This window comes from Nocardia sp. NPDC005746 (assembly GCF_040630785.1).
Lineage (GTDB): Bacteria > Actinomycetota > Actinomycetes > Mycobacteriales > Mycobacteriaceae > Nocardia.
Window position 1 is genome coordinate 240,158 of record NZ_JBEXYE010000007.1, and the last position, 25,997, is coordinate 266,154.

Genomic DNA, 25,997 nt, shown 5'->3' on the forward strand with positions numbered 1-25,997 from the left:
GGGCACGCGGGAATTCTTCCGGACCGCGGTCCGTTTATCCTGTCGGTTGACTTGGCAACAAGACTCGAGAAGGGCAACGGCCGTGGAACTGGGACTGACGACATTCGCCGAAACGCATCCCGTCGGCGGCGACGGGCCGGTGCCGACCGCGGGCGAACGCCTGCGGCAGGTGGTCGAGGAGGCCGTGGCCACCGAGCGGGCCGGGCTACACGTGTACGGCGTCGGCGAGCATCACCGCAAGGACTTCGCCGCCTCCTCCCCCGCGGTCGTGCTGGCCGCTATCGCCTCGCGGACCGAGCGCATCCAGCTCACCAGCGCGGTCACCGTGCTCAGCTCCGCCGACCCGGTCCGCGCCTACCAGGACTTCGCGACCCTGGACGGCCTGTCGAACGGCCGCGCCGAATTGATGGCCGGGCGTGGCTCGTTCATCGAATCGTTCCCACTGTTCGGCTACGACCTCACCGACTACGACGACCTCTTCGAGGAAAAGCTCGCGCTGCTGCTGAAGATCCGCGAGGACGAACCGGTCACCTGGTCCGGCAAGTTCCGCGCGCCGCTGGACCACGCCATCGTCTATCCGCGCACCGAGAACCGGCCGCTGCCGGTGTGGATCGCCGTCGGCGGCAGCCCCGAATCCGTTGTGCGCGCGGGACTCCTGGGCCTGCCACTGGCCATCGCCATCATCGGCGGGCAGCCGGCGCGGTTCAAGCCGCTGGTGGACCTGTACCACCGGGCGCTGGCCGAGGGCGGGCACGAGCCGCAGCCGGTGGCGGTGCACGCGCACGGGTACATCGCCGACACCGACAAGCAGGCCGTGGAGGACTTCTACGGCTCGTACGCGCGGGCGATGACCGGCATCGGACGTGAGCGCGGCTGGGGTCCGATGACCCGTCAGCAGTTCGACGCGCTGCGCTCGCAGAGCGGGTCGCTGTTCGTGGGCACGCCCGACTACGTCGCCGAGAAGATCGCCGAGGTGCGCGACACCCTCGGGCTGGACCGGTTCATGCTGCACACCAGCGTCGGCACGCTGCCGCACGAGAAGGTGCTGCACAGCATCGAGCTGCTGGGCGCGAAAGTGGCTCCGCAGCTGGGCTGACCGCGAGCTCGGCACCGGCCGATCGCGGGCTCAGTAGTCGGTGAGCTTGGCCTGGAAGGCGATCCGGTCGCCGCGGTACAGCGAGCGCACGCGTTCGATCGGCACGCCTTCCCCGTCGACGCTGCGGCGGTGCAGCAGCAGCATGGGCAGGGCCGTCGTGCATTCCAGCAGCGCGGCCTCGCGCGGGGAGGCCAGCACCGTCTCGATGCGTTCGGTGGCGACCGCGTACACCACGCCCATGCCGCGGGTGGCGACGTAGAGCGAGGTCTGCGGGTCGTAGAACTCGCGCAGGACGGCGAAGCGGTGCAACGGCATCCAGGTGCTCTCCAGGCCGATGCGTTCCCCGTCGGCGAGCAGGATGCGTTCCAGGTGCATGACCGGGGTGCCCGGTTTCACGGCGAGATCGTGGGCGGTGTCTGGGTCGGCGGGGACGTCGGACCAGTCGACGAGCAGACGGCCCGGTTTGCGGCCGAACTTGATCGCGCCCTCGGTGTAGGAGCGTAAGGACAAGGGCTGCACCATCTTCGGGCGCGAGACCACGGTGCCGCGGCCCTGCCGGCGAATCCGCCCCTCCACCAGCAGTTCCCGCACCGCCTGACGCACGGTCTCGCGGGCGACGCCACAGCGCAGCGCGAGTTCGCGCTCGGACGGCACCGGGTCGCCCTCGGAGAGCTCACCGAGCAGCGCCTCCAGTTCGGCGCGCACCCGGTACGACTTGGGCATGCGCCCGGCGGACGCGGAATCGGTTCCCGCGCCGGCTGTTCCGGCCGCCGGACGCCCCGGCCCCGCCTGGTCTTCCACCCCGGCGGCCTCCCTCGTCTCCATGCCCCCAGCGTACACAGGATTGGTCTATACCAATTATTAACCTACCGTTTCCACACGAAACACCCGTAGGTCTAGACCATTGCCCACGATGACAACCATGCGATTGGTCATCATCGGCGGAGGGATCCTCGGTACCGCCCACGCTCTCGCCGCCATCGGGCGCGGCCACCACGTAGTCCACCTCGAACGCGAGGTGGAGGCGCGCGGCGCGACCGTGCGCAACTTCGGTCTGGTGTGGGTGTCCGGGCGCAGCGCGAGCGAACTGGAACTCACGCTGCGATCCCGGCAGCTGTGGGAGGAGATCGGCGGCAAGGTGCCGGGCGTGGGCTTCCGGCCCGCGGGCTCCATCACCCTGGTCCGCGGCGAGAACGAGCTCGCGGTCGCCGAGGCCGCCGTGGCGCACCCCTCGGCCGCCGAACGCGGTTTCGAACTGCTCGACCCGGAGCGGGTGCGCGCGCTCAACCCCGCGCTGCGCGGCAAATTCCTCGCGGGCCTGCACTGTTCGACCGATGCCGCCGTCGAGTCCCGGCAGGCGCTGCCCGCGCTGCGCCGCTATATGGAGGCCGGCGGCCGCTACAGCTTCTTCGCCGGCACCGAGGCCCGCACCGTCACCGGCACCACCGTGATCGACGACCGCGGCCGCCGCCACGAGGGCGACCTGGTCCTGGTCTGCCCGGGCGCGGCGCACACCGGCCTGACCCGCGAACTGGTCGGCGACCTCCCGGTGCGCCGGGTGCGCCTGCAGATGATGCAGACCGCTCCCCTGGGCGAACCGCTCACCACCGCCATCGCCGACGGCGACAGCTTCCGCTACTACCCGGCCTTCGCCGGACCGGAACTGGATCGCCTCAATCGCGAAGAGGCGCAGCCGTTCACGGCCGCCCAGCACAAGATGCAGCTACTGGCCGTGCAGCGCCTGCACGGCGGGCTCACCATCGGCGACACCCACGAATACGACGAGCCGTTCACCTTCGACGTGGACGAGGCTCCCTACGAGCACCTCACCGGCGTGATGGAGGAGCTGCTGGGCCGCAAGCTGCCGCCGATCGTGCGGCGCTGGGCGGGCGTGTACAGCCAGTCCATCGATCCGGGCGCCATCGTCACCCGCGCGCAGGCCGCGGACGGCGTGTGGGTCATCACCGGTCCGGGCGGACGCGGCATGACGCTGGGCCCCGCGCTCGGCGAAGAGACCGCCGACCTGCTCGAGCTCTGAACGAACCTCACCTAAGGAATCATCGTGTCCGACAAGCAGATCGAACTCGCCGTCTTCGACATGGCGGGCACCACCGTGGCCGACGACGGGCTGGTGGAGCAGGCGTTCGAGGTGGCCGTCACCGCCGCGGGCGTGCCCGCCGAGGGCCCGGAGCGCGAGGCCGCCCGGACCTTCGTGCGAGACACCATGGGGCAGTCCAAGATCTGGTGCTTCCGCACGCTGCTCGGCGACGAGGACCGTGCCCAGGCCGCCAACCGCGCCTTCGAGGCCGCCTACACCGAGCTCGCCGAGGCGGCCGGGGTGACCCCGATTCCCGGTGCCGCCGAAGCCATTGCCGCGCTGCGGGCCGCCGGGATCAAGGTGGCGCTGACCACCGGCTTCAGCCGCGAGACGCAGGACAAGCTGCTGAACGCGCTGGGCTGGAACGACATCGCGGATCTGGCCCTGGCGCCCTCCGACGCCGGTCGCGGCCGCCCCTACCCGGACATGGTGCTCACCGCGGTGCTGCGCCTGGAGATCGACGCCGTGGATCGCGTGGCGGTGCTGGGCGATACGACCAGCGACATCGCCACCGGCCTGGCCGCGGGCGCGCGCATCGTCGCGGGCACGCTCACCGGCGCGCACACCGAGGAACAGCTGCGGGCCGCGGGCGCGACCCACGTGCTGCCCTCGGTCACCGAGTTCGCGCAGCTGCTGCTCGCCGAGCGCGGCTAGAGAATTCCGCGGCCCCGGCGCGCCTCGCCGGGGCCGCGGATCACCCCCCGTTCCTACGATCCGTCACGTCCCCTGAACCGAAAGTTGCAGTCACCGTGCGTAATCCGAACAACCGCCTCGCACGCACCATCACCCGGACCGCCCTGATCCTGACCTCCGCCACCGCGGTCGCCTTCAGCCTGACCGCCTGCGGCGGCACCGGCGCCGGCGACTCCGGGGACAAGACGGTCACCGTCTACTCCGCCGACGGTGTCGGCGACTGGTACAAGACCCAGTTCGCGAAGTTCAAGGACCAGACCGGCATCGCGGTCAACCTGGTCGAGGCCGGCTCCGCCGAGGTCGTGAGCCGTGTCGACAAGGAGCAGTCCAACCCGCAGGCCGACGTGGTCGTCACGCTGCCGCCGTTCATGCAGAAGGCCGACAAGTCGGGTCTGCTGCAGACCAGCGGTGTGGACACCGCCGCTGTCGCGGCCACCGACAAGGACGCGAACGGCAAGTGGGTGACGCTGGCGGGCAACTACCTGTGCTTCATCGCCAACCCCTCGGTCGACTCGTCCAAGCTGACCTGGGACGACCTGCTGAAGCCGGAGTACAAGGGCAAGCTGCAGTACTCCACCCCCGGCCAGGCCGGTGACGGCACCGCCGTGCTGATCCTGCTGCAGCAGCTGATGGGCAAGCAGGGCGCGCTGGACTACCTGGGCAAGCTGCAGGCCAACAATGTCGGCCCGTCGTCCTCCACCGGCAAGCTCCAGGCCAAGGTCGACAAGGGCGAGATCCTGCTGGCCAACGGCGACGTGCAGATGAACCTGGCCACCGTGAAGGAGAAGGGCTCGAAGTTCAACGTCTTCTTCCCGGCCTCCGCGGGCGGCAAGCAGTCCACCGTCGCGGTGCCCTACCTGATGGGTCTGGCCAAGGGCGCGCCGCACTCGGACGCGGGCAAGAAGCTGATGACCTTCCTGCTCTCGGCCGACGCGCAGAAGGCGCTGCCGGACGCCTACGCGGTGCCCGCCCGCCAGGAGCTCAAGGACGCCGCGCCGTCCGCCGCCGGCGCGCAGTCGCCCGCGCAGGTGATCAAGAACGTCGAGGTCCTGCACCCGGATTGGACCAAGGTCCTCGACGAGCTCGACGCCGACCTGGCGGCCTACACCAAGGCCACCGGTAGCTAACCCACCCACAGGAGCAGCAGCCATGTCCTCCGCGTTGACGACATCCACGGTGGTCACCGACACCACCGCCGAACCGGCCATCGTGTTCGACCGGGTCGGGGTCACCTACGGCCGCGGTCGCAAATCGACTGTCGCACTGGCCGATTTCAACCTGCGCGTCGCCGCGGGGGAAACGGTGGCGCTGCTCGGGCCCAGCGGCTCCGGCAAGTCCACCGCGCTCAAGGCCCTGGCCGGATTCGTCCGGCCCACCTCGGGCGCGGTGCGACTGGCCGGCCGCGACGTCACCGACCTGTCCCCCGCCAAGCGCGGGATCGGGGTGGTGGTGCAGTCCTACGCGCTGTTCCCGCACATGCGGGTGCGCGACAATGTGGCCTTCGGGCTCAAGGCACATCGGGTGGCGCGCAACGAGATCGGGGGGCGCGTCACCGAAGCCCTCGAGATGGTCGGCATGGGCGGCTACGCCGACCGGCTGCCGCGCGAACTGTCCGGCGGCCAGCAGCAGCGCGTCGCCATCGCGCGCGCCCTGGCCATCCGCCCCAAGGTGCTGCTGCTCGACGAGCCGCTCGCCGCCCTGGACGCGCAGCTGCGGCAGAACATGCTGGGCGAACTCCAGCAGCTGCGACAAGCGTTGCCGGACACGGCGATGCTGTACGTCACCCACGACCAGTCCGAGGCGCTGGCGCTGGCCGACCGCATCGCGGTGATGCGCGACGCCCGGCTGGTCGACATCGACACCGCTCGCAACCTGTGGCAGCGGCCCGCGACCGAGTTCACCGCTTCCTTCCTCGGCGGCGCGAACCTGATCGCCTGCGAGGTCAAGCACGTCTCCGGCACCGCGGCCCTGGTCACCGCCGGTGAGCACACGCTGCGCGCGGACGCCCCGCCGCCGGGCATCGGCCGCCCCGACTGGGTGCCGAACGCCGAAGCCCAGCTCTGCGTCCGCCCCCACACCGTCCACATCGTCCCGATCACCGAACGAGACGCGTTGCGCGCCACCGTGATCGCCAGCGTCTGGAAGGGCGCCTCGACCCGCCTACACCTCGAAATCGCGGGCCTGCCCACCGAACTCGCCGCCGACATCCTCGGCCACACCGACATCGCCCCCGGCGACCACGTCGGCGTCCGCTTCGCCGACCCGGCGGGTGTTCTGATCCCGCCGGGCATCGGGACCCCCTCCGCCGCAGAGGAACCCGAGGTGCGCGCATGAACGCCGCCGATACGGCTGAATCCACCGCGGTCCTCGCGATGCCCGGGCCGGTGCGGCCGGGCCGGACCGTGGCGCAGTCGGCGGCCACACCGCTCCCACGACGCTCGCCGGGTGCATTCGCCTGCGCCGGAATCACTTCCGACTACGAAGACGACAGCACGATGGGCACCGGCGGTCGATCGATCAGCCTGCTGGATGGGACTCGCCGGGCGGAGCCCCGGCCGCGGACGGTGGTCGGCGGCGTCTGGGCCGCCTTGTTCGCCGGAGTCACAGCGGCCCGGGAGCGGAGAACGTCATGACGGCACTGCTCGAATCCCCATCCGTGCCTTCCGATCCCGGGGCCCGGAAGGCCGGACGGTCGTGGCGACCCGTGCTGTGTACCTTGCCGCCGGTGCTGGTGGTGCTGCTGATCGCGGTGTATCCGATCGCGCGGGTGCTGTTGGAGTCCACCGAGACCAAGTCCGGGCGAGGGATCGGGACCTGGGCGAAGGTGCTGGGTGAGGAGTCGTTCCGGAATGCGCTGTGGCGCACCGTCACCATCGCGGTGAGCTCCACCGCAGGATGCGTGGTGCTGGGGACGTTCCTGGCGATCGTGCTGGCGTTCGTGCCGTTTCCGGGATCGCAGGTGGTGGGGCGGCTCATCGATTCGGTGCTGACACTGCCGTCGTTCCTGGTGACGCTGGCGTTCACGTTCCTGTACGGGACGGCGGGCGCGGTGAACGCGTTGATCGATCGGATCACCGGGGGCACGCAGCCGGTGCTGGACTTCCTGAGCACGCCCTGGGGCGTGATCCTGGCCGAGGTCACCTTCTTCACCCCGTTCGTGGTGCGGCCGCTGCTGGCGGCGTTCGCCCAATTGCCCAGGGAGCAGCTGGATGTGGCGTCCAGTCTCGGGGCCTCACCGTGGCGGGTGCTGCGGCAGGTGGTGCTGCCCGAGGCGTGGCCCGCGCTGGCGGCGGGCGGCAGCCTGGTGCTGCTGCTGACGCTCAACGAATTCGGCATCGTGCTGTTCACCGGCGCCAAGGGCGTGATCACGCTGCCCGCGCTGATCTACACCCGTGGCATCGTGACCTTCGATCTGCCCGGCGCGGCCGTGCTGGCCTCGGTGCAGGTGCTGCTGTCGCTGAGCCTGTACCTCGGATACCGACTGCTGTTCGCGCGCCTCACCGGCGCGCGCAAGGAGAGCTGACCCATGCTGGTGTGGACGCGTCGCGGGCGGGCCGTGGTGCTCGCGGTGTTCGGGATCGTCGTCACGGTGGTGTTCGTCGCGCCCATCGCGACCGTGGTGGCCGCGGCGCTGGCCGGGCACTGGACCGGGCCGCTGCCCTCGGATCTCGGCTTCGCCAACTTCGATCGGGCGCTCTCCGGCGAGGAGTCCGCCAGCTTGTCCGTCAGCTTGCAGACCGCGCTGCTGGCGAGCCTGTTCTCGCTGATCCTCGGCACCTGGGCGGCCCTGGCCGCGATGGAGGCCCCGGCCTGGCTGCGGCGGCTCACCGACGCGGTGTTCCACGTGCCGGTCGCGGTGCCGTCGGTGGCGATCGGGCTGGGCGTGCTCATCACCTTCAACGAACACCCGCTGCTGCTGGGCGGCACCAAATGGATCGTCATCCTGGCCCACACCGTGCTGGTGCTGGCGTACGCGTTCAGCGGCGTCTCCGCCGCCCTGGACCGGCTCGATCCGGGCTACCGGCAGGCCGCCGAATCACTCGGCGCGGGACCGGTGCGCGTCCTGCTGCGCATCACCCTGCCGCTGCTGCTGCCCGCCCTCGGGGCCGCGGCCGGCCTGGCCATCGCCCTGTCCATGGGCGAACTCGGCGCCACCATCATGGTGTACCCGGCCACCTGGAAGACGTTGCCGGTGAGCATCTTCGCGGCCACCGACCGCGGCGCCGTCTTCGACGCCGCCGCCAGCACCACCCTGCTGGTCTTCGTCACCCTCATCGCCCTGATACTGCTGGGCCGCGTGAAAGGACGTGCGGCGCTGCGCTGAACGGCGCGGCCGCACCCGCACCGCTGACCGGGTCATGAGGGGACGGTCAGCGGTGTCTTGCGTCGAGGCCCGGGCGTGGCGACGCCCGGGCCGGTAAACTCGCCTGGAACTCATGTATCGGGCGGGGGCTGTTCGATGGTGGTTGTCACAGGTCTGTCCGGCGAGTCCTACGACGTCGACGGCGAACCCTTCCATGCCGCGGGTGCGCGCTCGGTGCAGTACCTCTGCCGGGATCCCCGCGGGCACCAGCGGCTCTACAAGCTCTACCGGAACCCGGTCACCGCGCCGGATGCGATCGAATGGGCCCGGCAGGCCATGCTTTTCGGGCGGCAGACCGTGGTCGCCGCCACGAGCGGATCGTCCGGGGCGGCCGAGGCGGTGAACTGGCCGATCGACCTCGTCCAGCACGACGCGGCGCTGATCGGCGCGGTCCTGCCGCTGATCCCCATGGACTATCTGCAACCCGACGGCAGGCCGCGCACCCTGGATCAGCTGTGGGCCGCACCGGGGCAGACCACGCCGTATCTCCGTGCGGGACTGGCGGTTCGGCTGTGCGAGATCGTGCGGGTGCTCGAGGAACGGCAGCTGATCCACGGGGATCTGTCGGCCGCGAACGTGCTGTGGCAGCCCGCCGCGCCGCTGGTCCATCTCATCGACACCGCCGGGCTGATGCCCGCCGACCGGGCGCACGATCGGTACAAGGATCGGTACGACCTGGCGGCGCTGCTCTACCGGACCCTGCTGCCCGACAGCGCGGGCCCGCCCGGCGCGCCATGGCAGCCGGGTGGCGTGCCGGCCGATCTCGATCCGCGGGTGCGGGCGCTGTTCGACCGGGCCTTCGGCAATGGCGGATTCGGGCCCGACGCGCGGCCGTCCGCGCAGGAGTGGGGCGACACGCTGCGGACGGTGTACCTGACGCAGGCGGGTTTCGGCTCGTCGACGGCGCCGCTGCCGCCGATCCACACCTCACCGACCGGTTGGTCCGCACCGCAGCCGCTGGTGACGTATCAGGGTGCACCCCAATCGAATTCGACCAATACCGCCCTCAAAGTGATCCTCGGCGTCCTGCTGGTGGTCCTCGTCATCTCTATCGGCGTGGGCGCGGTCGTGCTCTCCGGCGACGACAAGACCACCGACGGAGCCAAGGGCTCGAGCATCACCACCACCGCCCCGACGACCACCACCAGCACCACCGCCCCGTCCACCCCCGGCACCCCCGGGGTCGACAAGGCCACCCTCAACCAGCAGGGCACCGACAAGACCCCGTTCACCGCCGACGCCCTGCTCCCGTCGAGCTTCACCGACAGCAAGGGTGTGGTGTTCACCCGCCGCTCCTCCGGCGTGAAGGACTGCATCGCGAGCAATATGTCGCAGAACGTGAAGACCGCGCTGCAGGCCAACAAGTGCGTTCAGATGGTGACGGGCACCTACATCGACAAGTCCGACAAGCTCATGACCTCGCTGGAGGTGTTCGCCTTCCCCTCCAGCACCGAGGCCGAGGCCATCTACACCAGCCTCAAGGGCCAGAAGCAGACCTGGGACGTGTGGTGCCCCACCCAGGGCATCGGCGCCAGCGTCTGCCAGTCCGACCTCGATACCCTGTGGGCCGCAACCTATTCCAGCTGGGGTCGCTGGCAGTACCGGTACCTGTACGAGGCGTACTCGCTGTCGATCGACCTCGCGGTCGACGCCTCGCTCCAGCCCAGCCTGGACGCGCCGTCACGCACCATCCTGCAGCTGGTAGGGCCGGACAACTACTGGAAACCTCGCTGACCCAACCACTTTCGGCCTCCGAGTGCGGGTCAGAGACCCGCGGCGGCGGCCAGGAGGGCGCGGGAATGCGTGTCGTCGGTGGCGCGGATGAGGCCCGCGGCGAGCAGATAGGCCGCGGCCATGTCCTCGGCGGAGCTCCGCAGCGCGGTGAGCGTGCCGGTGAGGTCGCGGCCCTTGCGTTCGAAGCCGCGCCGCAATTGCCGGGCGGACCCGAAATCGCCGAAGCCACCGAGGGTGTGGACACGGTGGCTGCGGTCGATGTGCGGATCCAGCACGGCCGCGAACCGCAGGAAGGTTGCGGCGCAGTGGCGCGCGGTTGCGACGTCCAGCCGGAAGTCGCCGGTACGGGCCCGTTGGTACAGGTCGGTGGCGGCGCCCTCGCCCTGGTTCATGTCGAACTCCCCCCTCATAGTGCGGAACGCCGTATTTCACCCGCACGGTCATGAATTCGAATCCGTGTGAATGAAATACTTCGCGAATAAAACACCGGACGGTTGGTTCTAAACGCTTCTCACTAATTCAGGGCGGGCGTGCCGCGCCAGTCGACCACGCGGCACGCCGGGCGGGGCGCCCCGTTGCGCCCGCCGTCTACGGGCGGGACGAATCAACGATTCGGTGGCAATACATCAATTGTGTCAATGCATTCGGGATCACTGTTCCGGCAAACGGCGACGACCACCGGCCACGTCGAATACGAGATCAGTGTAGCCGTCAACCAGTTCGGCCAGGTGGTACCAGTGTTTATGGGTGTTATCACTGGAAGCGCCCTCGTGATCGATCACCTGGTTGGCTTCGACCCAGCTCCGGGCCATGCGGTCCACCACGGCGCCCAGGCTCTCGGTGTGCATGGTGGCGCCGTTGCGGTGCTGCGGCAGTTCCTGCTCCACCCAATCGTTGATATCGTCAACGAGTTCGCCGCGGCGGCAATCGATCTCGCTGACCATCATGGGATCCCGTACCTGGGCGCGACGTTCGTGCAGTTCGGCGAGTGCGTGCGCGGACCTCAGCAATACTCGATCTTGAAATCGCCTCCCTTGGAACGCACAGAGCAATTGCGGAGCGGTCGGCAGAACACCGGCTATCGACATGGTCATCGAGACTCCCTATACGCACCCGACAGCATCACTAATCGCACCAACATGATTGGTCTCCGGATTCAGCTATACCGGTCATCGGATCGGTTGTTCACGAATAGGCTAGCTGGATCATGCTCTTACAAATGCAAGAACGCAATACTGCGTTCTAGCAAGTGCGCCAAGGGAAAGGGTCGTCATGGCAGGCAAGCGCACCGTGCTCACTGTCCGTTTGCGGAGGCTCGCCGCGATGCTCCACGAGATGCGGGAGAGCGCCGGGCTCAGCAAAGAAGTGGTCAGCGCCAAGACCGGCATCAACGTCACCACGCTGTACCGGATCGAGACCGCCCAGGCCAGGCCGCAGCGCCGCACCCTGACGGCCATGCTGGACCTCTACGGGATCGGTGAACCCGCGCGTTCAGATGCCTTGCAGTTGCTGGTCGACGCGTTACGTCCCGGCATGGCAAGGTCTTTCGAGGACGCGGTGTCGGAGGTCTACGGCGCATACATCAACTTCGAGGCCGAGTCGCTCTCGGCGCGGTTCTTCCAGTCCACCTACGTCCCCGGCCTGTTGCAGACCGAGGCGTACGCCAGCGCGGTCTACCAGACCACCATGCCCAAGGTGTCGGATCAGGTTATCGAGCAACGGATTCGGGCTCGGCAGGAGCGGTCGAAGGTGCTCACCAAGGACAACCCCCTGGAGCTGTGGGTGGTGCTCGACGAGGCCGTCATCCGCCGCATGGTCGGCGGCCCCGAGGTGATGAACCAACAGTTCAGTCAGCTGCTCGACCACACCAACAAGCGGAACGTGATCCTGCAGATCCTGCCCTTCGACGCCGGCGCGCACCCGGGCATGCTGGGCTCCTTCACCCTGCTCGACTTCCCCGACCCCGCCGACCCGGAGCTGGTGTACGTGGAGGGCATCGCCAGCGACGAGCTGATCGAGGGCCACCCGGAGGTGCGCCGCTACGGGGTGATGTTCGACCAGCTCCGGGCCATGGCGCTGAGCCCGCGCGACTCGATCACCATGATCTCGGCGGCCATGGACGCCCTGAACGGCTGATCTTCCACCCACCCCAGGGTGGGACAACGCGCACCCTCGGAGCGGATTACGGCAGCACTGTGGTCGCTACCGGCGGCGGCTCGCGGCGGCGAAAGTGGATACATACCGAACGCCACCGCAAGCGGCCCCTCCGAGAGGATGATGTTCATGTGCAAGACGGTCGAATCGCCCGCGGCTCCCACGGCCATCGCGGTGACCACCGCCGACTGCGACCTGAGCTACGCCGAACTGGATCGCTGGAGCAACCGGGTGGCGCGCATGCTGCTGGGTCTCGGGGTCCACCCCGGGGCCAAGATCGTGATCGCGGAGACGCCGCGAGTCGAGGCCATGGTCTCCCGCCTGGCCATCGAGAAGACCGGCGCCATTCCCGTCCCGGTGACCACCGAGTCCAGCGTGGCCCGCGCCGACTTCGGCGTCACCACCAAGGCCGGACTGGATCTGGTCACCGACCCGAGCCGCTGGCTGGTGCTCGATGACCGCAGCACGCTGGTGCAGTACCTCACCGGCTCGGACGCCCCGCTCAGCGAGGCCGAACTGAACCTGGCGCGGAAGGCCTCCTGACCGCGCCGAAGCCGCCGCAGCCCGCAGAAGGTTTCCGCAGTATGGCTCTCAGCAGTCCCCTGCCCTCCACTCCCGACACCTCGGCGGCCTTCGCCCTCTCCGCCGCACAACGCGGCATCTGGTTCGCCCAGCAGCTGGCCGGGGACACCCCCGTCTCCATCGCCCAATACGTGGAGCTGACCGGGTCGATCGACGCCGAACTGCTGGCCGACGCCGCACGCCGGGCCGGACGCGAGTTCGGCACCGGCTACCTGCGGCTGATCGAGATCGACGAACTGCCGTGGCAGCTGGTCGACACCACCCTCGACGACGCCGTCCAGACCGTGGACTGCACCGGCGCGCCCGACCCGCGCGCCGCCGCCCAGGAGTGGATGCGCGCCGAGTACACCGCGCCCCTGGACCTGACCCGCGACCGCCTGTGCACCATGGTGATGCTGCGGCTGGGCGAGGACAGCTGGTACTGGTATTCGCGGTTCCACCACATCCTGCTCGACGGCGTCGGCGCGCTCACCATGCTGCAGCGCACCTCGGAGATCTACAACGCCACCGTCACCGGGCAGGAGGTCCCGGCCGGCAAGGCCGAACCGTTGCCACGCATCGTGGAAGCCGATGCGGCCTACCGGAATTCGGACAAGCTGCAGGCCGACCGCGACTACTGGCGCGAGCACCTGGCGGGGATACCGGAGCCCGCGCTGCTGGGGCGGCGCACCGGCGCGGTCGACGCCCACCCGCGACTGCTGAGCGGCGCGCTGCCCGAAGACACGGCGGCCCTGCTGGACTCGCTGACCGCCGCGCAATCCACCAGTCCGGCACCGGTCGTGGTGGCCGCCTTCGCCGCCTACGTCGGAGCCATGACCGGGGCGGGCGAGATCGTGCTGAGCCTGCCGGTGTCCGGCCGCACCACCGCCACGCTGCGCCGATCCGGCGGCATGGTCGCCAATGTGGTGCCGTTGCGCCTGCCGCTGTCCCCCACCGCCACCGTCGGCGATCTGCTGCGCGCCACCCAGGGTGAGCTGACCGCGGCGCTGCGCCGCCAGCGGTACCGGCAGGAGGACATCTTCCGCGACCTGGGCTGGGCCATGGACGAGGTCGCCGGCTTCGGGCCGACCGTCAACCTCATGCTGGCCGACACCCGCATCCGTCTCGGCGGGGTGACCGGGCAGCTGCACGTGCTGACCTCGGGCATGATCGACGACCTGTTCGTCAACGTCTATCCGGGCACCGGCGGTGAACCCACCCACATCGACTTCCAGGCCAATCCCAACCGCTACGACGAACCCGAACTCGCGGCACTGCACGCCCGGTTCCTGGACTTCCTGCACCGCTTCCTGGCGGGCGGCGTCGAACAGTCGCTGACCGCGGTGACCGCGCTGTCGGAGGCCGAACGCGCCGCGCTGGCCCCCGCGCGCGGCCGCGACGGCAGCCGGCCCCACACTTTGCCGGAGATCCTGGCGGGGGGCGCGGCGAAGGCCCCGTCGGCCATCGCGCTGCGGGTGGACGGCACCGCCTTCACCTATCGCGAGCTCACCGAGTACGCCCACCGGCTGGCGCGGGTGCTGATCGCCGCGGGCGCGGGACCCGAACGCGCCGTGGCGATCTCGATTCCCCGCTCCGCCGAGTCGGTGCTGGCCATGTGGGCGGTCGCGGCGACCGGCGCGGCGTTCGTGCCCGTCGATCCCGGCTATCCGATCGACCGGATCGAGCACATGCTCACCGACAGCGGCGTGGTCGCCGGCGTCACCGTGGCGGGCTCGCGAGCCGCGCTGCCGGACCGGGTGCGGTGGCTGGTCCTCGACGATCCGGAGACCGAGAAGACCATCGCCGCAACCGATTCCGCTCCGATCACCGACGCCGACCGGTTGGCTCCCGTGCGCCTGGACCAGGTCGCGTACCTCATCTACACCTCCGGCTCGACGGGTCTGCCCAAGGGTGTCGCGGTCACCCATCGCGGTTTGACGAATCTGGTGACCGGGTCCGGGGCGGCGTTCGGAGTCGGCTCCGATGCCGTGGTGGCGCACGCGGTCTCCCCCAGCTTCGACATCTCGGTGGAGGAGCTGCTGGTCGCGTTCGCGGTCGGCGCGACGGTGGGCGTGGTGCCCCCGGCCGCCTACGCGGGCGAGGATCTGGCGCGGGTGCTGCGCACGCTCGAGGTCACGCACCTGAATGTGACTCCGGCGGTGGCGAATTCGCTGGAACCACAGACCTTGCCGCGGCTGCGGACCGTGGTCGTGGGCGGCGACTCCTGCCCGCCGGAGCTGCCGGTGCGGTGGGCCGGCCGGTGCGTCATCAACGGGTACGGGCCGACCGAGGCGACCATCACCGCCACCCTCAGCGCGCCGCTGACGCCGGGCGAGGCGATCACCATCGGCGCGCCGTCGCGCGGGGTGGGGGCGCTGGTCCTCGACCCGTGGCTGCGGCCGGTGCCGCCCGGGGTGGTCGGCGAACTGTATTTGAGCGGTGCGGGTCTCGCGCGTGGCTACCACCAGCGCATCGGGCTCAGCGCCGGACGATTCGTGGCCAGCCCCGTCGATCCCGGCGCCCGCATCTATCGCACCGGCGACCTGGTGCGCTGGCGACGGCGGTCCGGCCGCTGGGAGCTGGAGTATCTGGGCCGCGGCGACACCCAGGTGAAAGTGCGCGGCTTCCGCATCGAACTCGGCGAGGTGGACGCGGCCGTGGCCCGGCACCCGGGCGTCGAGATGGCGGTCACGATCGGCGCGACCACACCCGGCGGGGCGACCGCGCTGGTGTCGTACGTGCTGGCGGCCGATTCGGTGGTCGCGCCCGAGGACGTGAAAACCACCGTCGCCCAGCAGCTTCCGGCACACATGGTGCCGTCGGTGGTGATGGTGCTGCACACGCTGCCACTGACCCCCGCGGGCAAGGTGGACCGGCGCGCGCTGCCCGCACCCGACTTCGGATCCGGGCCGCGGGCCGGACGCGCACCCTCGACCGACGCCGAACGGGCGTTGGCCACGGTGTTCGAATCCGTGCTGGGCGTGGAAGCGGTGTCGGCCGACGACAATTTCTTCGCCCTCGGCGGCGACAGCATCGTGGCCATCCAGCTGGTGGCGCGGGCCAAGGCCGCCGGACTCGGGCTGCGCGCCCGGGATGTGTTCGAGCACAAGACCGTCGCCGCGCTGGCCGCCGTCGCCACCGCGGTCACCGCGCCGGTGATCGAGGAGCTGCCCGGCGGGGCGGTGGGCCCGGTGACCCTCACCCCGATCGTGCACGACATGCTCGAACACGGCGACACCTGGCCGAGATTCGCTCAGGCCGTGCTGATTCCGCTGCCGCGCACCGAAGACATAGTCGCCTCCGGCGAAGCCGCCCGGGCCGCGCTCACCGCGGGCGTCCAGGCCCTGCTCGACCGCCACGACCTGCTACGCAGCACCCTCACCCACGAGCCCGGCACCGGCGCGCACCCCTGGGTGTGGCGGGTCGGCGAGCCCGGCGTGGTGGAGGCCGGAGCCCTCATCGACACCGTCACCGCCGAACCCGGCAGCGACGGCGAGGACGAATTGCAGCGCGCCGCCGACCTGCTCGACCCCTCGGCCGGGGTGGTGGCCCGGTTCGTGTTCATCGACCGGGGCGAGGCCCTGCCCCTGCTGTGGGTGGTGCTGCACCACTTGGTCACCGACGGCGTCTCGTGGCGCATCCTGCTGCCGGACCTGGCCACCGCGTGGGCGGGCGGCGCCCTCGCGCCCGTCGGCACCTCCTTCCGACGCTGGGCGCACGGGCAGTCGGAACAGGCCCCCGCCCGCGCCGCCGAACTCCCCTTCTGGCGCGAGGTCCTCACCGCGCCCGACCCGCGGCTGGGCACCCGCGACCTGGACCCCGAGCTCGACACCGTGGCCACCATGGGTCAGCTGCGCACCGTCATCGACCCCGACACCGCTACGGCCGCACAGGAACTCATTCCGGCGCGGTTCCACTGCGGACTCGAGGACGCGTTGCTGACCGCGCTCGCCCTCGCCTCGAGTCGGCTGCGGCAGACGCCGCGGACCCTGCTCACCGTCGAAGGCCACGGCCGCGAGGAAGCGGTGCTGCCGGGCGCGGACATCTCCCGCACCATCGGCTGGTTCACCAGCGTCTTCCCCGTCGCCCTCGACCTGGGCGAGCTCGATCTCGACGACGCCTTCCACGGCGGACCCGCGGCGGGCGCGGCGCTCAAGGCGGTCAAGGAGCAGCTGCGGGCCATCCCCGACAAGGGCGTCGGCTTCGGCATGCTGCGCCGGCTCGACGCCGCGACGGCGGCCGAACTCGCGGGCGCGCCCACACCGCAGCTCAGCTTCAACTATCTCGGCCGCACGGGCGCCGGCGTGGAGCATCCCGGTGGCGCGGAAACCCCTTGGGTGCCGGTCCGATTCGCCGCCACCCAGGACGACGCCGCGCCGCTGGCCGCCGTCATCGACATCAATGCCTTCCACACCGCCGCCGGCCTCGAGGTGACCTGGGCCTACGCGTCGCGGGTGCTGTCCGCCGCGCAGGTGGAGGAGTTGGCGCGGCTGTGGGGGCTGGCGGTGACCGCGCTGGTCACCCACGCCCGCCACGCCGGGGCGGGCGGGCACACGCCCTCGGACTTCCCGCTGGTGGCCGTCGAGCAGGCGCAGATCGACGCCTGGGAACGCGAATACCCCGACCTCACCGAGGTCTGGCCGCTGTCACCGTTGCAGTACGGCCTGCTCTTCCACGCCCGCTACGACACCGACACCGCCGACGGCTACACCGTGCAGACCCAGCTGAATCTGGCCGGGCGCGTCGACTCCGGGCGGCTGCGCACCGCGGCGGCGGCCCTGCTGCAGCGGCACGAGGTGCTGCGCGTCGCCTACGTCGAGACCCCCGACGGCCCCCGGCAGCTGGTCCTCGGCCAGGCTGAGATCCCTTGGCAGGACATCGATCTCACCCGCATCGCGGAACCGGCCGAACGGCAGCGGGAACTGGCGCGCCTGATCGCGGTGGACGCGGGCACCCGTTTCGACCTCACCCGGCCGCCACTGCTGCGCTTCAGCCTCATCCGCACCGACGCCGAGGCGTACACGCTGCTGATGACCAATCACCATCTGGCGCTGGACGGCTGGTCCACGCCGCTGGTGGTGCGCGAACTGCTCGCGGGCTATCTGGCCGCGGTCACCGGGCACGAGATCCCGCAGGCCCCGGCGCACTCCTATCGCGAATTCCTGACCTGGCTCGGCGAACAGGACGACGCCGCCTCACTGGCCGCCTGGACCGAGGCCCTGGCCGGGGTCGACTCCCCCACCCGGGCGATCCCCACACTGGCGGGCATCACCTCCACCGAATCCGGCATGGTCTCCGCCGTTTTCGGCACGACGAAACTGGAGCAGCTCACCGAGACCGTGCGCGCCGCCGGGGCCACGGTGAACACCGCGGTGCAGGCCGGGTGGGCGCTGCTGCTGGCTATGCTCACCGGACGCACCGACGTGGTCTTCGGCGGCACCGTCTCGGGACGGCCGCCGCAGCTGGGCGGGATCGAGGAGATGGTGGGGCTGTTCATCAACACCCTGCCGGTGCGGGTGCGACTGGATCCCGGTGAGCGCGTGGGCGATCTGCTGGCGCGGGTGCAGACCGAGCAGGCGCGGCTGCTGGACCATCAGCACATCGGGCTGGCCGCCATTCACCGGGCGGTCGGGCTGCCGGAACTGTTCGACACCCTCACCGTGTTCGAGTCCTATCCCATCGACCGCGAAACCCTCTCGCGGGCACTGGATATCGCGGGCATGCGGATCCTGGACGTGTCCGGCACCGACGCCACCCCCTACCCCCTGAACCTGATGGTGATCCCGCAACGCGCCGCCGACGGCAGCGAAAGCCTGCGCATCACCGTCAAATTCATGGCCGACGAGCTGCCCGAGGCCGCCGCGCGGCGACTGCTCGACCGGTTCCTGCTGCTGCTCGACCAGATCGCCGAACACCCCGAACGCCGCACCGCGCAGCTGCAGCACTGCGACCCCCTGGAGCGGGCACAGCTGGTGCCGGTCCGCGGCGGCACGCCCACGCCGCTGCGCACCCTGCCCGACATCCTCGCCGCGGGCGCGCGCGCCAACCCCGATGGCGTCGCGATCAGCTCCGGCACCGTGTCCATGACCTACCGCGACCTCGACGCCTGGTCCAACCGGTTCGCGCGAGTGCTGTTGCGGCGCGGGGTCGGTCGCGAGACCTTCGTGGTGCTGGCCCTGACCAGGTCGGTGGAATCGGTGGTCGCGGTGTGGGCGCTGGCCAAGACCGGCGCGGCGTTCCTGCCACTGGACCCCAACTATCCGGTCGAACGCATCGAGCACATCCTCACCGACTCGCGTGCGCCCATCGGCGTCACCGTGTGCTCGGTCGGCGAGACCCTGCCCGGCACCATCGACTGGCTGCTGCTCGACGACCTCAACACCATCCGGCGCGTCATGACCGTGTCCGACGCGCACATCACCGACGACGAACGCGGCGGGCCCATCAACCTCGCCCAGACCGCGTACCTCATCTACACCTCCGGATCCACCGGCAAACCGAAGGCCGTGCTGCTCAGCCATCGCGGACTCGCCAATCTCGCGGCCTCCCAGCAGAGTCTGCTCGATCTGGACGAGACCTCCAGCACCCTGCAGGTGGCCTCGCCCAGCTTCGACGCCTCGGTGCACGAGCTGCTCATGGCGCACGGCGCGGGCGGGCGGCTGGTCATCTCACCGCCCGACGTCTACGGCGGCGACGCCCTCGAGGAACTGCTGCGCACCGGAGGGGTCACGCACGCGGTCATCACGCCGTCGGTGCTGGCCACCATGAACCCTGCCGGACTCGACGGCCTGACCTGCCTGTCGGTCGCCGGTGAGGCCGCCGGGCCCGAACTGGTGGCGGCCTGGTCGACCGGGCGGCGCATGGTGAACCTGTACGGGCCCACCGAATTCAGCGTGTGGGCCACCGGCCCCGGCGAACTGCGGCCCGGCGAGCAGATCACCATCGGCGCCCCCGTGCGCGGCGCGGCCACCCTGGTGCTCGACAGCTGGCTGCGGCCGGTGCCGCTCGGGGTGACCGGCGAACTGTATCTGGCCGGGCCGGCGCTGGCCCGCGGCTACTTCAACCGGTTCGGGCTCACCGCGGCCCGCTTCGTCGCCAATCCCTTCACCGCACCCGGCGCGCGCATGTACCGCACCGGAGACATGGTGCGCTGGGTGGAGGTCAAGACCGCCGACGGCACCCAGCTGGAACTGGAATACCTGGGGCGCAGCGACTTCCAGGTCAAGATCCGCGGCCTGCGCATCGAACTCGGCGAGATCGACGCCGTGCTGGCCGCCGACGAGCAGGTCGACTACGCCGCCACCCTCGGCTGCCCGGGACCCGGCGGGCAGACCGTACTGGTCTCCTACGTGGTCGCCGCCCCCGGGCAACGCCTCGACACCGAACTGCTGCGCACCCGCATCGCCGCGGCGCTGCCCGGCTACATGGTGCCCAGCTACCTCATCGAACTCGACGACGTGCCGCTCACGCCCGTCGGCAAACTGGACCGGAACGCGCTGCCCGCACCGGATTTCGCGACCTTCGATCAGCAGTACCTCGCGCCGCGCACCGAGATCGAGACCGCCGTCGCCCGGGTCTTCGCCGACGTCCTCGAGGCCGAGGAGGTCAGCATCGACCGGTCCTTCTTCGAGCTGGGCGGCAACTCCCTCACCGCCACCCGCGTGGTGGCCCGGGTCAACGCGGCCCTCGGCGCGACCATCGCGCTGCGCGACCTGTTCGACGCGCCGACCGTCGCGCAACTGTCCGCGCGCATCGTGCCCGGCGCGGAACTCCCCGGCCTGCCGACCCTGGCCCCGCGCATCCGGCCGGACCGGATCCCGTTGTCCCCGGCCCAGCAACGCATGTGGGTGCTCAACCGGCTCGACCCGAACTCGGCCGCCTACAACATCACCGCCGCGCTGCGCCTCACCGGCGAACTCGACGTCGACGCGCTGCGCCGGGCGGTCGCCGACGTGGTGACCCGGCACGAATCGCTGCGCACCATCTATCCCGCCGACGCCGACGGGCCCCGTCAAGTGGTGCTCAGCGCCGACGCCGCGGCCCCCGAGATCAGTTTCGCCGACACGAACGATGGCCCCGACCTGCACGCCGCCATCGCCGAGAACACCGGGACCGGTTTCGATCTCACCCGCGAATCCCCCCTGCGCGTGCACGTCCTGCGCCTCACCCCGCACCCCGGCGAACCCGCCGAACACGTGGTGGTGCTGGTGGTGCACCACATCAGCGCGGACGGGGCCTCCATGGCGCCGCTCGCCACCGACCTCGTCACCGCCTACCTCGCCCGCACCCACGGCGCTGAGCCCGAGCGGCCGCCGCTGCCGGTGCAGTACGCCGACTACTCGATCTGGCAGCGCGAACTGCTCGGCGACGAGAACGATCCCGAATCCCGTGCCGCACAACAGGTCCGGTTCTGGAAGCAGCGACTCTCCTCGACACCGGACGTGCTGGAACTGCCCACCGACCGGCCGCGCCCCGCGGTGCAGAGCCTGCACAGCCGCGACCTCGAATTCCGCATCGACGCCGGCACCCACGAAGCGCTCACCGAATTGGCGGCGGCCACCGACACCAGCCTGTTCATGGTCTTGCACGCCTCGCTGGCGGTGCTGTTGTCGCGGCTGGCCGGAACCCCGGACGTACTCATCGGCACCGCGGTGGCCGGGCGCGGCGAGGCCGCCCTCGACGACCTGGTCGGCATGTTCGTCAACACCCTCGCACTGCGCACCCCGGTCGACCCGGCACTGGGATTCCGGGACTTCCTGGCGCAGGTCCGGACCGCCGACCTGGACTCGTTCGCGCACGGCGACGTGCCGTTCGAACGACTCGTGCAGGTCCTGGACCCGCCGCGCTCCACCGCCCAGCACCCGCTGTTCCAGGTCTCGCTGTCGCTGCAGAACTTCGAACCGCCCACCGTGGAATTCCCGGGCCTGCGGGTCGAGGTCGAACCCATCGAACGCGACGCCTCCCAGTTCGACCTGACCTTCGACCTGCGCGCCCCGCTGCCCGGCTTCGACGAGGCCGGACTCGACGGCACCCTCACCTTCGCCACCGACCTGTTCGACGAGACCACCGCCTCGCGGCTGGTCACCCGCTGGCGGCGCGTGCTCACCGCCGTCACCGCCGACCCGGGCATCCGGCTCTCCGATATCGAACTGCTCGACCTCGCCGAACGCGCCGCCCTGGTCCCGGTGCGCGGACCCCGGACCAGCGGAATCACCACCCTGGCCGAGGTGTTCCGGGCCGCCGCCACCGCGCACCGGCTGTGCCCGGCCATCATCGCCGACGGGCGCGCGGTGTCCTACCGCGAACTCGACACCGCCTCGCAGCGGCTGGCCATGCAACTCTCCGCCGCCGGAGCCGGATCGGAAACCGTGGTGGCGCTGGCCCTCTCGCGCGGCGCGGAACTCATCACCGCGATCTGGGCGTGCGCCAAGGCCGGGGCCGCGTTCCTGCCCATCGACCCGCGCCACCCCCTCGACCGCATCGACCACATGCTCGCCGACTCGGGCGCGGTGCTCGGGCTCACCACCAGTGCGCACCGGGAGGTGCTGCCCGACCGGATCGGCTGGCTGGTGCTCGACGACCCGGCCGCCTCCAGCGTGCGGATCCCGCTCGGGGGCGGGCGGGTTCGCGCCCTGCGCAGCCACCCGGACCACCCCGCCTGGCTGATCTACACCTCCGGGTCGACCGGCACGCCCAAGGGCGTGTCCGTATCGCACCGCGGCATCGCCGATCTGGTGCGGGCCCAACGGGAACTACTGGCACTGGGCGAGCACTGCCGCGTACTCCAGGTCGCCTCACCGAGTTTCGACGCCTCCGCCTTCGAGGCGCTCATGGCCTTCGGGTCCGGCGGCACCGCCATCGTGGCCCCGCCCGACGTGTTCGGCGGCGAACCGCTCACCGAGCTCATCGCCACCCAGGGGGTCACACACCTGGTCATCACGCCGTCGGCGCTGGCCACCCTGGACCCGGACGCCGTGTCCAGCGTGCGGGTGCTGGCCGTGGCGGGCGAGGCCATCGGGCCGGATCTGGTGGCGCGCTGGGCCACCGGGCGCACCCTGATCAACCTGTACGGTCCCACCGAATTCACCATCTGGGCAACGGCTTCCGAGCCGCTGGTGGTGGGGCAGCCCGTCACCATCGGCGCCCCGATCCGGGGCGCGGCCACCCTGGTCCTCGACGACCGGCTGCGGCCGGTCCCCATGGGCGTCGCCGGCGAGCTGTACCTCGCCGGGCACGCGCTGGCCCGCGGCTACCACCATCGCCCCGGCCTCACCGCCGCCCGCTTCGTCGCCGACCCGTACGGGCGGCCCGGCGAACGCCTCTACCGCACCGGCGACCTCGTGCGCTGGACCGGCTACCTCGACGAACCGCGCCTGGAATACCTGGGACGCACCGACTTCCAGGTGAAGGTGCGCGGACAGCGCATCGAGCTCGGCGAGATCGACGCCGCGCTGTCCGCCGCCGACGGCGTCGAATTCGCCGTCACCCTCGGCGTTCCCGGCCCCGGCGGCGCCACCGCCCTGGCCGCCTACCTGCTGCCCGAACCCGGCCGCGAGATCGACCTCGCCGACCTGCGCGCCCACGCCGCCGACCGGCTGCCCGGTTACATGGTGCCCTCGGCCTTCGTGGTGCTCGACGCCATCCCGCTCAACGCCGTCGGCAAACTCGACCGGCGCGCACTGCCGGCCCCGGTGTTCGAGGCCGAGACCGAATACCGCGCGCCCAGCGGCGATCTGGAGACCGCGCTCGCCGAGATCATCGCCGAACTGCTGGGCCGCGACAAGGTCGGCGTGCACGACTCGTTCTTCGCCCTCGGCGGCGACAGCATCCTCGCCATCCAGCTGGTGTCGCGGGCCAAACTGCGCGGCATCGAACTGACGCCGCTGCAGATCTTCGAACACCGCACCGTCGCCGCGCTGGCCGCGCTCGCCGCGGCCGGAGGCGACTCGGTCGTACTCGAGGAACTGCCCGGCGGCGGCGTCGGCGACCTGCCGCTCACCCCGATCGTGCGCTGGATGCTCGAACGCGGCGGCGACCACCGGCGATTCGCGCAGACCGCGGTCCTGGAACTGCCGCAGGGGATCAGCCGCGAACAACTCGTGGCCACCGTCACCGCCGTCGTCGACCACCACGACGCGCTGCGCGCCCGGCTCGCCCAGGAGGACGGCGAGTGGCGGATGAGCGTCGGGGAACCGGGCTCGGTCGACGTCGACGCACTGCTGTACCGCATCGAATTCGATACCGCCGACGCGGTCGACCTGCGCGAATACGCCGTCACCGAAACCGATTCCGCACTCGGCCGCCTCGATCCCGCCACCGGCACCGTGCTGCAACTGGTGTGGCTCGACCCCGCGCCCGGCAGCCCCGCCGACCGGCGCGGCCGCCTCATCCTGGTCGCCCACCACCTCGTCACCGACGGCGTCTCCTGGCGCATCCTCGTCCCCGACCTGATCGCGGCCTGGGCACAGATCAGCGGCGACACCACCCCGATCCTGCCCGAGACCGGCACCTCGCTGCGCCGCTGGGCGCACGCCCTCGAGGAGGCCGCACGGCGCGACACCCGCACGGCCGAACTCGACTACTGGCGCGAGGTGACCGCCACGCCCGACCCGCCGATCGGGCCGCGCGAACTGGACCCGGCCGTCGACCGGGTCCCCACGGTGCGCGCCGTGGAGATCGAACTCGACGCCGAGGTCACCGACACCCTGCTCACCACCCTGCCCGGACTCTTCGACGGCACCGTCGAGGACACCCTGCTGGCCGCGCTCACCCTGGCCGTCATGCGCTGGCGCATGGACCCGTCCGAGGCGGTACTGGTCCGCCTCGAAGGACACGGACGGCAGCAGGAGATCGTGCCGGGCGCGGACCTGTCCCGCACCCTCGGCTGGTTCACCACCGTCTACCCGGTGCGGCTCGCCCTGTCCCACATCCCGATCCGGGACGCCTTCGCGGGCGGACCCGCCATGGGCGCGGCCATCCGGGCCGTCAAACACCAGCTGTTGGCCGTGCCGGACAAGGGCATCGGCTACGGCCTGCTGCGCTACCTCAACCCCGAGACCGCCGCGGCCCTGCCGCACCGGGTGCCCGGGCGCATCGGCTTCAACTACCTCGGCCGCTACGCCACCGCCGACATCCCGGCCGGGCTCGAGGACCTCGGCTGGCTGCCCACCGACGAATTCGGCGACCTACGCACCACCGAACACGCCGACGTGCCCGTCACCGCCGAGATCGAGATCAACGCGGTGGTGGCCGGAGACCGGTTGCAGGCCAGCTTCACCTTCCCGCAGACCCTGCTGCCCCGGCACGAGATCACCATGCTCGCCCACCTGTGGACCGACGCGCTCGCCGCCGCGGCGTACTTCGCCACCTCGCCCGCCGCCGAATTCGCGGCCGAGGCCGAACGCCGGCACATGGCCGAACTGCGCGAGCAGCAGGCGGCCGCCGCGCTGGAAGCCTCGCGCGCCGAAGCCGGTCCCGGACTCGGCCTGGATGTGGTGCTGCCCATCCGGCCCGGCGGCGATGAGCCACCGCTGTTCTGCGTCCATCCGTCGTCCGGCATCGCCTGGACCTACCTCGGATTCGCCGAGGCCCTGGCTCCCGGGCGGCCGATCTACGGCCTGCAGGCACCGGACCTTTCCGGCGAACCGCACGCCCGCAGCATCGGCGACTTCGCCGAACGCTACGTGGCCGAAATTCGCAGACTCCAACCGAACGGGCCTTATCATCTGCTCGGATGGTCATTCGGCGGCCTGATCGCGCACGCCGTCGCCGCCCAGCTCGAGGCAACCGGAGACGAGGTCGCCACCCTGGCCCTACTCGACGCGGACAGCACCGATATCGACGGTGACAGCATCGACAAGCTCACCGCCGGTTCCTTCGTCGCGACCTTCGGGTCCGTCTTCGGCATCACCGACATCCCCGCCGACACCACCGCCGCGCAGGCCGCCGCCATGATCCGCGACCGCATGGGCGGGGTCGACCTGGTCGACGCCGCCACCCTGGAACGGATGGCCGCCTCCTACAACGCCTCCGCCGCCACCCGCACCGGCTACCAGCGGCCCGTCTTCCACGGCGACGCGCTGTATTTCAGCGCCACCGTGCACACCTCCGACATCTTCGGCCCCGAAGGCTGGCGGCCCTGGATCACCGGCACCATCACCAACCACGACATCGACGTCAGCCACGAAGAACTGACCGCACCGCACGCGCTCGCGGCCATCGCCCGAATTCTCGACGCGCACCTGGGAGGGACGCCGTGAACACCGACAATGGCAAACCCGATACCACCGATGTGAACA

Annotated in this window: 14 protein-coding genes; 11 read left to right on the plus strand and 3 right to left on the minus strand. The window is 70.8% G+C overall.

What is annotated here, in order from left to right; all coding sequences use genetic code 11:
- Positions 1–82: 82 nt before the first annotated feature.
- Complete coding sequence (locus ABZ412_RS16305; RefSeq protein WP_357281465.1) at positions 83–1,096, plus strand: LLM class flavin-dependent oxidoreductase; 1,014 nt, start codon at positions 83–85, stop codon at positions 1,094–1,096.
- A 30-nt stretch (positions 1,097–1,126) separates the two neighbouring features.
- Here the strand turns inward: ABZ412_RS16305 and ABZ412_RS16310 are convergent, their stop codons facing one another.
- Positions 1,127–1,819, minus strand: coding sequence for a GntR family transcriptional regulator (locus tag ABZ412_RS16310; protein WP_357281649.1), 693 nt, complete (start codon positions 1,817–1,819; stop codon positions 1,127–1,129).
- A gap of 199 nt (positions 1,820–2,018) precedes the next feature.
- Between ABZ412_RS16310 and ABZ412_RS16315 the strand changes: the two genes are divergently transcribed.
- From ABZ412_RS16315 to ABZ412_RS16345, 7 genes are all read left to right on the plus strand, one after another.
- Positions 2,019–3,134, plus strand: coding sequence for a TIGR03364 family FAD-dependent oxidoreductase (locus ABZ412_RS16315; RefSeq protein WP_357281467.1), 1,116 nt, complete (start codon positions 2,019–2,021; stop codon positions 3,132–3,134).
- Between the two features lie 24 nt (positions 3,135–3,158).
- Positions 3,159–3,848, plus strand: a complete 690-nt coding sequence (locus ABZ412_RS16320; RefSeq protein WP_357281469.1) for a phosphonatase-like hydrolase — start codon at positions 3,159–3,161, stop codon at positions 3,846–3,848.
- A 128-nt stretch (positions 3,849–3,976) separates the two neighbouring features.
- The gene (locus ABZ412_RS16325) at positions 3,977–5,014 is read left to right on the plus strand and encodes a 2-aminoethylphosphonate ABC transporter substrate-binding protein (protein WP_357281651.1); all 1,038 of its coding nucleotides are present in this window, start codon (positions 3,977–3,979) and stop codon (positions 5,012–5,014) included.
- Positions 5,015–5,036: 22 nt separating this feature from the next.
- Complete coding sequence (locus ABZ412_RS16330; RefSeq protein WP_357281471.1) at positions 5,037–6,221, plus strand: ABC transporter ATP-binding protein; 1,185 nt, start codon at positions 5,037–5,039, stop codon at positions 6,219–6,221.
- 295 nt (positions 6,222–6,516) lie between these two features.
- Positions 6,517–7,410 (plus strand): 2-aminoethylphosphonate ABC transporter permease subunit, encoded by an 894-nt coding sequence (locus ABZ412_RS16335; RefSeq protein ID WP_357281473.1) that lies wholly within the window; start codon positions 6,517–6,519, stop codon positions 7,408–7,410.
- 3 nt (positions 7,411–7,413) lie between these two features.
- Complete coding sequence (locus ABZ412_RS16340) at positions 7,414–8,211, plus strand: ABC transporter permease subunit (protein ID WP_357281475.1); 798 nt, start codon at positions 7,414–7,416, stop codon at positions 8,209–8,211.
- A 135-nt stretch (positions 8,212–8,346) separates the two neighbouring features.
- A complete protein-coding gene (locus tag ABZ412_RS16345) occupies positions 8,347–9,984 on the plus strand; it encodes a hypothetical protein (RefSeq protein ID WP_357281477.1) in 1,638 nt (545 codons plus the stop codon).
- A 29-nt stretch (positions 9,985–10,013) separates the two neighbouring features.
- Here the strand turns inward: ABZ412_RS16345 and ABZ412_RS16350 are convergent, their stop codons facing one another.
- Together ABZ412_RS16350 and ABZ412_RS16355 are read right to left on the minus strand one after the other, a co-directional pair.
- A complete protein-coding gene (locus ABZ412_RS16350) occupies positions 10,014–10,376 on the minus strand; it encodes a hypothetical protein (RefSeq protein ID WP_357281479.1) in 363 nt (120 codons plus the stop codon).
- Positions 10,377–10,634: 258 nt separating this feature from the next.
- Positions 10,635–11,078 carry a DUF4254 domain-containing protein gene (locus ABZ412_RS16355; RefSeq protein ID WP_357092805.1) on the minus strand — a complete coding sequence of 148 codons (444 nt, stop codon included), beginning with the start codon at positions 11,076–11,078 and terminating at the stop codon, positions 10,635–10,637.
- A 178-nt stretch (positions 11,079–11,256) separates the two neighbouring features.
- Here ABZ412_RS16355 and ABZ412_RS16360 point away from each other — a divergent pair, with 178 nt between their 5' ends.
- The 3 genes from ABZ412_RS16360 to ABZ412_RS16370 all read left to right on the plus strand — a co-directional run bounded on the left by ABZ412_RS16360 (position 11,257) and on the right by ABZ412_RS16370 (position 25,958).
- Positions 11,257–12,120 carry a helix-turn-helix transcriptional regulator gene (locus tag ABZ412_RS16360; protein WP_357281481.1) on the plus strand — a complete coding sequence of 288 codons (864 nt, stop codon included), beginning with the start codon at positions 11,257–11,259 and terminating at the stop codon, positions 12,118–12,120.
- A 147-nt stretch (positions 12,121–12,267) separates the two neighbouring features.
- On the plus strand, positions 12,268–12,681 hold the full coding sequence (locus ABZ412_RS16365; protein WP_357281483.1) for an AMP-binding protein: 414 nt from the start codon (positions 12,268–12,270) through the stop codon (positions 12,679–12,681).
- Between the two features lie 41 nt (positions 12,682–12,722).
- A complete protein-coding gene (locus ABZ412_RS16370; RefSeq protein WP_357281485.1) occupies positions 12,723–25,958 on the plus strand; it encodes an amino acid adenylation domain-containing protein in 13,236 nt (4,411 codons plus the stop codon).
- Positions 25,959–25,997 lie beyond the last annotated feature (39 nt).